Below are 12507 nucleotides of genomic sequence, written 5' to 3' on the forward strand. Positions count from 1 at the left end.
ACCTTTCAAAATGGAATCAATAACGGACAGTGTACTCAATAGCAAGCAGGCTATATAGTTGTATATACCTTCAAAATGAGTTAATAACACCCCTGGCGCCGTCCCTGACAAACTCCTTTACGAGTTGCATATACCTTTCAAAATGGGGTTAGTGACATCAGCGTAGTTTCGAAAACCGACGGACCAAGTTGTATATACCTTTCAAATGGGGTTGGTAACACAGAAAGCCCAATCAGTAATAGCGGCTTTATGTTATATATACCTTTCAAAATGGGTTAATAACACCAAACCGAATTTAGCATTGATGACATTAAGTTGTGTACACTTCCAACAAGGGATCAGTACCCCCCTACCCCGTATACACGGCAATCTGTAGGAGGGTCGATTGCATATACCTTCAAATTAGGGCTATTAACACCCGTAACAATGCTGTCCAGTGCACTTAACAGGTTGGATATACCTTTCACAGTGGCGTTAGTAACATAGACGCTAGACAATAGGCGTTTCAAATCAAGAAGGGGTTAGTAACACCCTGGATGCTTTTTATTTACTTTATCGCCTATTGTTGTATATACCGCTGAATGGGGCTAGTAACACCAGTTTCTTACACAAAATCAAACGTTGTATATATCTTTCAAAATGGGATTAATAACGTTCTCAAGACGAGCAAATCGTTATTCGGTAGTTGTACACCTTTCAAAATGCCGTCTGCAAAGTGAGGTAAAAAATAAAAAAGTATTCAGTGAGTGCCAATCCGGCCTCACCCTACGGCTGTACAAGCAGCCTCTGAGTGTCTGTCTCTAATGGTATCTGGCCGCGTTGCACTCATTCGCAAAATGCTCATTTACCTTTAGTAAACTGTGGTTATTCATTTAGCGTTTGCTTTCATCGGCATTCATGAATGCTTCGCATTTTCGCTCATTTCGAGCGTCTTTCCAGTCACCATTATAGCTCAGCCACTATAATCGAGATTTCAAAGAACTTCGTGTTAGCCTATTCCTCAATCACATTAATCCCGGCTTTCTTCGCCTTGTACGCAATCTTTTCCTTTAACCCATAATAGCTCCAGTTGCGGAGCAGGAACTCCTCCTCCTTAGCCACTTCTTCTTTTTGCTGCTGGTTGACCAATAGCAGTGTTCCCGCTTCCGACTTCACGCACAGGTCAATCAGCCGCCTACTGTACAAATGCAGCCGACTGTCGACATACTGCTTTTCTTTCGCATCCCAGTCGGTCAGGCTTTTCAGCTTGCGCTGGCGGCCCTTGCCGGATCGGTTGTACGTAGACCCGCGTTGCAGGCGGTGCCGTGCAGCCTGTATGGCCAGCCTTCGGTGTAGAAATTCCTCCTTGTTGCCGATTTGGAACTGCGCCTTCCCCACGGCCACCACAATGGGGTGCTCGATGGAAAGCGACGCCTCGGCAATGACTGAGTCCTTCAGCTGATGCTCGTCGCGCTCCATCTCAAACGCTGCCAGCAGGTACAGCTTGCCCTTGTCGATTTTCAGTGAACTGGCACAGAGCTTCAGCGTTCCTGCAATGTTGCGCTGTATCAACACGCGCTTATCCGTTTTGTCCTTGCCGAGGTAGGTCTTGAATGGGATTTTGAACAACGTAAACCGGAATTCGCGGTGCTTCTCGTCGGCCACGAATTTCAACGACTTGCCCGAAAAGGGCAGCGGGATGCTGCGTTTGTAGTTGCGTAACGATTTCTCCCCCTTCCAATAGGCGGTGCGCTCGGTGCTGTATACGCTCGTAAGCGCATTGTTCAGGTTGGAAAAGATTTCAGATGGCATCTTACCCAGTAGCTTGCTGGATAGCACGCGGTAGGTGGTATTCATCCGCGAGGTATTGAGGATGCCCTCCTCATCCTTGGCACGGTCGGCTAGCTTCACCTTCACCTCATCGGTAAAGTAAATCAGATCCTTCACCCTATCCTGCACATACAGGTTCGTAAAAATGAGGTTGGCCGCCTGAAAAGCTAGAAACTGCCATTCATACAGCTGCTTGTAGTGCGCATCTTTCTGCGCTTTGTCTTCGCAGTCCACGTACACCTGTATTTTCCGCGTCAGGATGATGGTTTTCTTTTCCATGGTCAGGCCGATTGCTTTGCTTTATTAATGACAGCATAGGCCTGCACAAACAGCGACTTCACCCGTGTGTCGTCGAGTTGCAGCGCCGCGGCGATTTCCTCAAAGGAATATTGCAGGTCGTACCGCATGGCCAGCACCTGCGCCTGCTCTTCCGTGAGCATGCCTTCGGTGATGAGCGGCTTAGTGCGTGTGGCGCCGTCCAGCTTGGAGGTGTCCGCGAGTGCAGCTTTCAGGTTGGCGATGCATTGCTCCACGCGCTGGGCCACCTCGTAATCCGAGATGCCGCCGAGGTGATAGGCTATCCGTTCGTAATTAAAGCTGTACCGTAGACACAGCCGGAGAAATAGCTGCTGCTGGTCGGTCAGGTTGGGCAACAGCCGGTTGACCTGCTCCAGCTGCCGGTGTTTTTCCGCTTCCAATTGTTCAAGGTATACGGCGTCCTCCTCGGCTTCATCTTCCAGTTCATAACCCAGCATAAATTCTTGGAAGTCCTCGATGCCATCCAGCCGCAGCATGCTGCGGTGGAAACGGTTGAGGTTCTTCCGGTAGTACGACATACCTGCTTCGCGGAGTTGGTGGCCAAGGAACTCGTGCAGGTGCGCTACATCGCGTATGATGTCGCGCATGAGCCACAGACGCAGAAACCCCTCCTGTGCAATGGCATTGCCGACAACGTCGTCCTTGACGAATCGCTCGGCCCGCCACTCGTAGTAGTCGTAATATGCGTGATAGAAATAATTCAGCCCCGCTTCATTGCCGGCCTTGAAACGATGGAATGCTTCATTGGTGCCTTTTTGTGTTTGGTAATTGGTTTTCAACATAATAACGGTTTTGGGTTTCGGAATTTTCAAAAATAGTTCCCCTATAGCAACATTGAATCGCCATGGAGAGCTTAAGCTCCTGGTGTTTGATTTAACTAAATAATGAGGTGTACTATCCAGGCGAACATTTTACGGTAGCTAACAGCCTCCGGAAATGCCGGTACGCTTTTGATGGATCGTTTGGTCGCTTATTCATGTTGTGCTATAACTTGGTTCTCTTTGGTAAAACAAAGATAGGGATTTATTTTTATTAAACAAATGTGTTTAGCATGAATTTCAAACATTTCCCGTGTTTGGCCGAATGGCAGCAGATATCCAAACGTTCAAAACCAAGCTGGGACAACGTATCCGGGCGCTTAGAGAGCACCGCGGACTTACGCAGATGGAATTGGGGGCATTGATTGATAAAGATTTCCAAGCGATCAGCCGCATGGAAAAGGGTCGGGTGAATCCATCGGCCTATCAGATATATGTGCTGGCTGAGGCGCTCGATGTGTCGATTGCTGATTTTTTTGAGTTTAATAAATAGGAACAGGGATCAGCGGAAGGATTAAGTAGCAAAGTGCAAACGGCAAATTGCAAAAAAGCAAAAAAGCAAAAAGAAAAGCTGATTTGCACTGTATGCAAAATTGACGTACCTTTGCGGCCGTTAATTAATTTTTTATTTACGCTTTAATATTATTCAAGTAATGTATTTAAGTAAAGAGTACAAAACAGACATTTTCGCTGAATTTGCAGGAAATGCCACAAACACCGGTTCTGCGGAAGGACAGGTGGCTTTATTTACCAAGCGGATTGCCCACCTCACAGGGCACCTGAAATCGAACCGGAAAGATTTCGCAACCCAGCGTTCATTGCAGAAGCTGGTCGGTAAGCGCCGGGCTTTGTTGAAATACCTTTTCCACAAGGACATCACACGCTACCGTGCCATCATCAAGGCATTGGGTCTGCGCGACATCATCAAATAAGACGAGGTAAAACTTTTAACGACAAGCCATCCGACAATTATCGGGTGGCTTTTTTGTTGGCCAAGATAGTACGGGTTGCCCGCCGGTAACGTAGTTGTATATTTGGGGTAAATTCCAAATGACTAGGTTATGAGACGTATTTCCCTTTTTTTAATCGGCCTACTTTGCTGTGGTTGCGCAGTAGCCCAAACCTCGCGATCCATCATCGTTTCGGACCCGGCAAAATGGCTCACCCAAGCATTTGCCAAAGGGAAATTACCCCCCTTTTCGTTCGAATATAACGGTCAGCCATCCGCCACGTTCATCAAGAAGTGGAAACATGCCGTGGTTATGGAAAGCAGCGCGGATGCGACAGTGAAAAAATATACCATTTCGTATACCGACCCAAACAGCGAACTCCGTATTGATTGCAAAGCAACCGCCTTTGCCGATTATAACGCGGTGGAATGGGTGTTGCACTTTACCAACGGTGGGCGTAAGAACAGCGCACAAATCAGACAGGTAAACGCCGTAGACCTTAGCTTGGAAGCGCACGGTGCCGAGCGATGGAACCTGTATGCCAGCGATGGGAGCGACCACGATATCAACGATTTCAGGCTCCGCAAAACCCCATTGCTCCCCGGCAGTGAAAAGCATATGAAACCCCAAAGCGGTAGATCTTCCGATAAGACTGCCTTTCCTTTCTTCAATGTGGAAGCGGAGGGAGCGGGTGGGGTTATTGCCGCAATCGGGTGGACGGGTACCTGGTTTGCGGATATTGTACCGGACGAAAAAAATAAGGTTGCCTTGCAAGCGGGCATGGAAAACACCGACCTTTTCCTTTACCCGGGCGAATCGATCCGAACGCCGTTGGTTGCCATGCTGTTCTGGCACGGTAAGGAGTTTATCGATGGCCATAACCAGTTTAGGCAATTCGTGTTGGACCATCACAGTCGTAAAATTGATGGCCGTTTCGCGGAGTACCCACTTTCGGGTGGGTTTGAATGGGGCGATCCTGCCCCCTGCAATGAATACACCTGCCTTACGGAAGAAATGGCCATTGCATTCGTGAAACGTTATGAACAATTTGGCATCATGCCCGAGGTGATGTGGCTCGACGCGGGTTGGTACGCCGGCAGCGGTGGCCCCAATTTCAGCAACGTCAATTGGTGGAACTCCATCGGAACGTGGCGTGTCGATACCACCCGCTTTCCGAACGGACTTAAGCCGCTCTCGGATGTGGTGCACAAGGCCGGGGCGAAGTTTATGGTCTGGTTTGAGCCCGAGCGGGTGATGGCGGGGTCTGAGCTGGCAACACGCTTCCCTCAGTGGATGCTGAAACGGGAAGGCGAAGAGCAGGTGTTCCTGTACGATTTGAGCAACACCGAGGCCCGTGAGTGGTTGAGCAAATACATTGGCGACTTCCTCGAAGAAAACGGTATTGACTACTACCGCCAGGATTTCAATATGTCTGTAGATGCCTACTGGGCGTTTAATGATGAGGTAGGCAGGAAGGGAATGACGGAGATACGGTATGTGGAGGGACTGTATGCATACTGGGATTACCTGCTGCAGCGCTTTCCCAATTTGCTGATCGACAACTGTGCAAGCGGCGGTCGGCGCATCGATCTGGAAACGACCAGCCGAAGTGCGCCGTTATGGCGTACGGATTACAGCTATGGAGAGCCGAATGGCTATCAGAACCATACCTACGGGCTCAACTTTTATTTGCCCCTGCATGGTACAGGTGTATTCGGGTTTGATGACTACAGCTTCCATTCGGCCATGAGCAGTGCCATGGTGCTCAACTGGGACCTCACCGCCCGCGATGGCGACATCGGCACCATGCGCCGCCAGATTGCCCAGTTCAAAGAACTGCGCCCGTACTACTATGAAGATTATTATCCGTTAACCGGCCTCGGCGACCTGACCACCATGGACGTATGGATTGCGTACCAGTTAAACCGGTCATCCGACCAGTCGGGCGTTGTTGTGGCGTTTAGGCGTAAAGATAATGGCCATGGAAAAACAATGGTCAAATTACGTGGGCTTAGTCCGGACAGCAGCTATGACATTACTAACCTTACTGATCAATCTGTCGTCACCAAAACGGGCCGGGAAATGATGGATGGCTTGGAGTTGGAGTTAACAGCGGCGCCGGGATCGCTGGTGCTGAGGTATATGAAGAAATAAGTGCGGCTGTAGCGGTATCGCAGTACGGATGTTGCACAAAAATATTACCTTCTCCCGTTTGTGTACGTAAATAGGCTTTGTATCTTTATAGGTGATTGTCCTCAACGAGAGGATATTGTTCATAAAATGAATAATATTTAACGTTAACAAAATAACCTACAGATGACCGATCGTATAAAAACTTATGGATTACCAGGAGGGGAGGTTCTTGATGATTTTCAGATCTATGAGGTGAAGGGAGGCGAAATAGATAATAAGCACTATCCCCATAAAACCGATCGGCCGCACCGACATAGCTATTATGAAATATGCGTTTTTATCGATGATGGTGGTAAACACGAGATTGATTTTGTTACGTATTCGATCCAATCCAACAGTGTCCATTTTCTTTCTCCAGGGCAGGTCCACCGTATTTTTAGAAATAAAGATTACCACGGTTACCTGATTGTTTTTTCCAGTGAGTTTTTCCCGATGGGGGCTGCCCGACAGGAAGATCCGCTCTTTTATTTCCCGTTTTTCAATAACCCGACCATGCTGCCGATCTTGGGGTTAGATGAAGGCTCTTTTGACGAAATTTTACTAATTGTTCGCCAAATGGAGAAAGAGAGCCGTCTCAAACAGCAATCGCATAGTGAAATTCTAAGAACCTATCTGCAGTTGCTGCTTTTAACATGCAAACGGCATTACATGTGGAAATTTGCGGAGAAACAAAAAATGAATACACCTCATTTTTCTCAAGTCCAGCAGTTCAATATGCTCGTTGAGAAAAAGTTCACCGAGCACCTGCTGATTCAGGATTACGCAGAAATGCTGGGTACATCGCCCGCGATTCTCAACCGGTCTGTGAAAAAAATAATCGGTAAAACAGCGGCAGAGATTATCGTCGATAGGCTGATTTTGCAAGCCAAGCGTTTATTGATTTATACCGATCTTTCCAACAAGGAAATTGCTTTCAGCTTAAACTATACCGATCCTTCCTATTTTACGCGCACCTTTAAAAAGAAGACCGGGAAAAGCCCCTCCCAATTTAGGAAGGAGCTAAACGAAAAGTACCAGCATTAATTTAAAAAGTGCATAGTCTACTTAACGGATAGCGGTAGATTTGAATCCTATTCGATGGACTGATTGGCGACCAACAAATTTTCTTTGACTATCGGTCGGTTTTCAAAAAGTACTAAGGGCGTATCCAGGCTGTTTCCCGGGTACGGAAATCGCTGCCATGGCAGCAATAACTGACGTAATAAACTTAAAAAATACAACAAATGAACTTCATTAGATTTGCTTGTTTTCTTGCCTTTTTTTCTTACGGCTTATCGGCCACCGCACAACCATACCCGTCATTGAATAACGAAAAGATTGACGGTTATCAGGGTATCTGGTTTACGTTAGGGCAATTCTCGGAATATGGAGATAAATATTCCGGCGGCTTAGGAACCTATACGGCTAAGCACATTCCACTAGCGATCTATTCACCCACCGTAAATAAAACGTTTTTCGTTTATGGAGGTATTGTAAAAGACCGGAAAAGCAAATCTGATCCTGCCGATCCCAAAGCGAAGGCGAAGGGAGATTATTTGGTCTGTATGATCGGAAGTTACGATCATAAAACTAAGACAGTAGAAAGGCCCACCGTGGTATATGACAAAGCGGGCGTTTTCGACCCGCACGATAATCCATCCATTGCCATGGATTCCGATGGTTATATCTGGGTGTTTGTGAGTGGAAGAGGGCGCGGGCGGCCTGGGTTTATCTATAAAAGCAGCTCGCCGAACTCCATCGATAAGTTTGACATGATCGCGGAGCGTGAAATCACCTACCCGCAACCCAAGTATGTTGAAGGAGAAGGCTTTTTGCACTTGTTTACCAAGTACCTGGGCGTGCGGCTGCTGTACTTCAGTACGAGCAAGGATGGGGTAGAGTGGACCGATGATAAGCAGCTCGCTGCCATAAAGCGGCCGGGAGATAAGAATGCCGGACACTACCAAATCAGTGGTCAGTTAGGAGAGAAGATCGTGTTTTTTTTCAACTGGCATCCCAATGGGAACGTAGATCGCCGGACGAATATTTATTACATGCAAACCACCGATTTCGGTCGTACATGGACGACCGCGGATGGCACGCCAGTGTCCACGCCGGTAACCGAGGTTGACAACCCCACCTTGGCTAAGGAGTTTTTCTCCAAAGATGAGAACGTATACATCAAGGACGTTGCCTTTGATAAGGATGGCAATCCTGCGGCACTGTACCTATCCGGCGTTGGGCATCAACCAGGCCCCCAAAACGGAATGCGGGAATGGCAGGTAATTCATTGGACGGGAGAAAAGTGGGAAAATCATACCATAACCACTTCGGATCATAATTACGACATGGGTAGCCTATGGATTGACGGCGATAAATGGGTAGTGATAGCACCCACCGAAAACTCACCGCAACAGTGGGGCGGTGGTGGCGAGCTTGTACTTTGGGAAAGCAAAGATAATGGTAAGACGTGGAAGTCGAAAAAGCAGATTACAAAGAAAAGCGCGTTAAACCATAACTACGTACGGAAAGTGGTAAACGGTAAAGATCCATTTAAATACTTCTGGGGCGATGGCGACCCCCATAACCACAGCGAATCCCATTTATATTTCGGCGATTCCAAAGGACGGGTCTGGCAGTTGCCTTATACCATGGATGCCGATGAGGTAAAGCCGAAAAAGGGATTGCGAAAACAATAAAACCATGGTGCATATACGGCTTTTTCTGGGGATAGCGGCGTTTTTCATCCTTGCGGGTTGCGGGGGGCGGCATCCGGCTATTACAACCAATGATTTCGATACCGTCGAAATTGGACCATTTGTCGAAGCGGGGTTTCCGTTTATTACAGGGCCACTGAATTCCAACAAGCTGGGGCCTGACTTCCCGAACCGCAACCGCTCCGCAAGGACATTATCAATTAACCTTGGCGACAGTGCCTACGTGGGATTTGATATGGATTTGCTCCGGTGGTCGGTAGCGTGGGATGGCGAATTCCTACCGATGGTAACCATGTCTCAGATTTCATATGACGACTTTTTTAATAAAGGGGATAAGGTTCCGTCGATCTTGGGTACGCCCAGGATAGCCACGGGTGAGTATGCGGGGTGGACTATTGACACGCCAAGCTTTTCGGACCCCAGGAATCCGTCCGGCAATGCAGACGCCCATCGATATGGGCCGATACCGGAGCAGATCGGTAGGTGGAATGGCATCTATTTAAAAGGAGATGATGTTGGATTGTCCTATACGATAGGGACGACAAACATCATGGAGCACCCCAGCAGCATACGTTTTGGGGAAGAAACTGCCTTTTCAAGAACGTTCAAATTAGATGAACTGCAACGGGCATTGTATCTCAATGTCGCCGAGGTGGGGAGTGACTCATACACCGAGGCAACAGGCGCTGTTCTGTATATCTACCACGGAGAAGCCCGAGACACCGTTACGGTAATCGGGGTGGTAACGAATCACGAGAAAGATTTGGCGCCGGCAATTGTGGATAACAAATACGTTACGGTGTTTTTCCCACGAGCCACTGATCCTTTGGAGGCCACCGTGCTGATGTGGAACGGTCCGGCAGAAAAGAAAGGTGCGTTCTTGGACATATTGAGCGAAGCTAAAACCAAGATGCCCGATTTCAGTCGCGGGGGACCGGCTTACTGGAAGGAGACCGTTTATACACAAGGCGCATTATCACCTGATACGGCTGCCTATGTTACCGATATCCTAACGCTTCCGCTACCCAACCCATGGAAGCGGAATGTACGGGTGGCTGATGCGGCTTTTTTTGATGGCAAGCGTGCGGCGGTGGTTACTTTTTCCGGCGATGTTTGGGTGGTGGAAGGGATAGACAAGAGCTTGAAGCGACTGAAGTGGCGCCGGTTTGCTTCAGGGTTGTATGAGCCCATGAGCATCGACGTGGTGGACGGTGTGATTTACGTCTTTGGAAAAGAAGGTATTGTGCGGCTGCACGATCTGAACCGTGATGGGGTGGCCGATTTCTATGAAAATTTCTGCAACGGAATGGAGCAGTCGCTACACTCGCGTGAATGGGCAGCAGATATGGTTTCTGCACCTGGCGGCGGTTTCTACATTGCAAAAGGGGGTATTGGTGGCTCTTCGCAGCGGGGTACCATCCTCAAGGTGTCGGCCGATGGGCGAGAGGTGGAGACCATTGCATCGGGGTTGAGGGGGCCATATATTGGTATCCATCCTACGAAAGGTATCCTGTCTGCTTCAGATCAACAAGGCAATTACGTGCCATCTACACCGTTGTTGCTGGTGGATAAAGGCGACTACTTCGGTTTTCCCACTGCGCCCGAGCATCGTCAGGCACCCATTAAAACGCCACTGGCTTGGATTCCACACCGTGTCGATCGCTCGGGTATCAGTCAGGCATGGATTACAGGCGGAAAGATGGGGCCGTTAGACGAACAAATGATTCATTTCTCCTTTGCCCGCCCAGGCTTGTTCAAGGTGCTCATTGATAGCACCTCAAACGCACTACAGGGAGGTGTTTCGTTTTTGCGCGCAAACTACCCGGCACCAACGCAAAAAGGAGCGATAAACCCCGCTGACGGCCAACTGTATATCACTGGATTTAATCTCTGGGGTTCAAGCTCCAAAGGCGTGGCGGCGTTTCTCCGCTTGCGATATACCGGTCTGCCGTTTTATTTGCCGGAGCGATTCAAGGCGGGTGAGCAGGGGATTGTATTGCGGTTCGGTGTTGAGTTGGATTCGACGGTAGCCATGAACCCGCTGAATTTCCAGGTTAAAAGGTGGAATTACAAACGTACCAAGGAATATGGGTCGGGCCACTTCAAACTCGATGATACACCGGGAGAGGAATCGATGCCTGTATATGCATCATATATCTCTGCCGACCGTAAAGCAGTTTTGATTGTTGTGCCGGGTATGGAGGAGGTGATGCAAATGGAGGTGTTGTATAACCTACGGTCAACAGATGGTGCTGCGTTGGAGGACGGTCTTTGGTTTACCGTGAACGAGGTGGACAAAATCAATTTGGCTAGGGAAGGGTTTCGCGGGCCCATCGATTTGTCGATAAACCGTGCTGCAAGTATTTCGGCGGAAACTGCCGAGGAGCGTCCGTCCCAAGAAAAAGGCGCTCAACTTTTCAGGGCAGTGGCATGTGCAGGTTGTCATTCCCCCGGTGTCGACACCGATGGGTTTTACGGCCCTCCGTTTAAGGATATATTCATGTCGGAGCGCCAGTTTGCAGACGGTACCTCGGGAATTGCCGACGAAGATTATATCCGCGAATCCATATTAACGCCTGCTAAAAAAATTGTAAAAGGATACGATGCCGAGATGCCTTCTTATTTAGGGATGCTCTCTGATAGCGATATCGAATCGCTTGTGTTATATATTAAATCTTTATAATCGATAATCCGATGGCACCCGTTCAACACTACCAACAGTTGTCGCGTAGAAACTTCATTAAGCAAACCGCAGTTGCTGCTGCCGTGCTGCCTGCGGTATCGTCCGGTTTTTATCCAAAAAATAGGGCGGAAGGAGAAAAGGCATTGGAAGTGCATATTTTTTCAAAGTGCCTGCATTTTCTCGACTATGAGCACATGGCGGAGTTTGCCGCAAGGGTAGGTTTTGATGGGGTCGATCTCACCGTACGGCCCGGTGGACACGTCGTGCCGGAAAAGGTAGCTGACGACTTGCCCAAAGCGATCGGCGAAATACAGCGAGCGGGTTTACAATCTACCATGATTGCTACTGCGATGGCAGATCCAGCGGATGCCGTGGGACGTAACGTTTTAGAGGTGGCGGCGAGCCTTGGCATCTCCTTTTATAGGACAGACTATTTCCAATACCTAAAAGACAAGAGTATACCCGAATCGATCGGGTTTTTCCAAAAGCGAGCCAAGGAACTAAGCGAATTGAATAGCAGGCTAGCTATCGTAGGATGCTACCAGAATCACGCCGGGCTTATGATGGGGGCCTCGTTGTGGGAACTATGGGATGTTTTGCAGCATGCGGACCACGACTACCTTGGGGTGCAATATGATGTCCGCCATGCAGTAGTAGAAGGTGGCAGGTCTTGGGTAAATGGCCTCAAGTTGATACAACCACATATAAAAACGATTGTGGTCAAAGATTTTAAATGGGTTGAACAAGGAGGGCAATGGCGTTCGGTGGGCACACCGATTGGTGAGGGTATGGTCGATTTTAAAAAGTATTTTCGGATGCTAAAGGACTTCAACATACAGGTTCCTGTGTCGTTGCATATCGAGTACCCGTTGGGCGGGGTTGAATCGGGGGCAAAACAATTGAACATCGAACCAGAAGAAGTATTTCGTGCGATGCAAAAGGACCTGTCAACGATTCGCAGGCTATGGCTAGAAGCCTAATGTAACCATCGCTATCCAGATTAATCACGTATTGCTGCCATTGTAAATCCAACTGAACAA

The 12507-nt window shown here is 48.5% G+C and carries 9 protein-coding genes; 7 read left to right on the plus strand and 2 right to left on the minus strand.

The window, feature by feature from the left end:
* Window positions 1–993: 993 nt before the first annotated feature.
* Complete coding sequence (locus U9S71_RS02495) at window positions 994–2088, minus strand: hypothetical protein (protein WP_326324985.1); 1095 nt, start codon at window positions 2086–2088, stop codon at window positions 994–996.
* 2 nt (window positions 2089–2090) lie between these two features.
* Window positions 2091–2909: a sigma factor-like helix-turn-helix DNA-binding protein gene (locus tag U9S71_RS02500; protein ID WP_326324986.1), complete on the minus strand. Its 819-nt coding sequence runs from the start codon at window positions 2907–2909 to the stop codon at window positions 2091–2093.
* 301 nt (window positions 2910–3210) lie between these two features.
* Between U9S71_RS02500 and U9S71_RS02505 the strand changes: the two genes are divergently transcribed.
* The 7 genes from U9S71_RS02505 (at window position 3211) to U9S71_RS02535 (ending at window position 12447) form a co-directional block, all read left to right on the plus strand.
* Complete coding sequence (locus U9S71_RS02505) at window positions 3211–3438, plus strand: helix-turn-helix domain-containing protein (protein ID WP_326324987.1); 228 nt, start codon at window positions 3211–3213, stop codon at window positions 3436–3438.
* 160 nt (window positions 3439–3598) lie between these two features.
* Window positions 3599–3877, plus strand: coding sequence for a 30S ribosomal protein S15 (gene rpsO, locus U9S71_RS02510; RefSeq protein ID WP_326324988.1), 279 nt, complete (start codon window positions 3599–3601; stop codon window positions 3875–3877).
* A gap of 129 nt (window positions 3878–4006) precedes the next feature.
* On the plus strand, window positions 4007–6049 hold the full coding sequence (locus U9S71_RS02515) for a glycoside hydrolase family 36 protein (RefSeq protein ID WP_326324990.1): 2043 nt from the start codon (window positions 4007–4009) through the stop codon (window positions 6047–6049).
* A 162-nt stretch (window positions 6050–6211) separates the two neighbouring features.
* The gene (locus U9S71_RS02520; RefSeq protein ID WP_326324992.1) at window positions 6212–7111 is read left to right on the plus strand and encodes a helix-turn-helix domain-containing protein; all 900 of its coding nucleotides are present in this window, start codon (window positions 6212–6214) and stop codon (window positions 7109–7111) included.
* Window positions 7112–7311: 200 nt separating this feature from the next.
* Window positions 7312–8766, plus strand: a complete 1455-nt coding sequence (locus U9S71_RS02525; RefSeq protein ID WP_326324994.1) for a BNR-4 repeat-containing protein — start codon at window positions 7312–7314, stop codon at window positions 8764–8766.
* Window positions 8767–8770: 4 nt separating this feature from the next.
* Window positions 8771–11467, plus strand: coding sequence for a DUF6797 domain-containing protein (locus U9S71_RS02530; RefSeq protein ID WP_326324996.1), 2697 nt, complete (start codon window positions 8771–8773; stop codon window positions 11465–11467).
* Window positions 11468–11478: 11 nt separating this feature from the next.
* Complete coding sequence (locus U9S71_RS02535; protein ID WP_326324997.1) at window positions 11479–12447, plus strand: sugar phosphate isomerase/epimerase family protein; 969 nt, start codon at window positions 11479–11481, stop codon at window positions 12445–12447.
* Window positions 12448–12507: the final 60 nt, after the last annotated feature.

The organism is Parapedobacter flavus (genome assembly GCF_035818675.1).
In the GTDB taxonomy this organism is placed as follows: Bacteria; Bacteroidota; Bacteroidia; order Sphingobacteriales; family Sphingobacteriaceae; genus Parapedobacter; species Parapedobacter flavus.

Bases quoted from the DNA above. Each gene is read 5' to 3' on its own strand.
- U9S71_RS02520 (WP_326324992.1), top strand. From the start codon at position 6,212: ATGACCGATCGTATAAAAACTTATGGATTACCAGGAGGGGAGGTTCTT.
- U9S71_RS02525 (WP_326324994.1), top strand. From the start codon at position 7,312: ATGAACTTCATTAGATTTGCTTGTTTTCTTGCCTTTTTTTCTTACGGC.
- U9S71_RS02500 (WP_326324986.1), bottom strand. From the start codon at position 2,909: ATGTTGAAAACCAATTACCAAACACAAAAAGGCACCAATGAAGCATTC.
- U9S71_RS02515 (WP_326324990.1), top strand. From the start codon at position 4,007: ATGAGACGTATTTCCCTTTTTTTAATCGGCCTACTTTGCTGTGGTTGC.
- U9S71_RS02505 (WP_326324987.1), top strand. From the start codon at position 3,211: ATGGCAGCAGATATCCAAACGTTCAAAACCAAGCTGGGACAACGTATC.
- U9S71_RS02530 (WP_326324996.1), top strand. From the start codon at position 8,771: ATGGTGCATATACGGCTTTTTCTGGGGATAGCGGCGTTTTTCATCCTT.
- U9S71_RS02495 (WP_326324985.1), bottom strand. From the start codon at position 2,088: ATGGAAAAGAAAACCATCATCCTGACGCGGAAAATACAGGTGTACGTG.
- rpsO (WP_326324988.1), top strand. From the start codon at position 3,599: ATGTATTTAAGTAAAGAGTACAAAACAGACATTTTCGCTGAATTTGCA.
- U9S71_RS02535 (WP_326324997.1), top strand. From the start codon at position 11,479: ATGGCACCCGTTCAACACTACCAACAGTTGTCGCGTAGAAACTTCATT.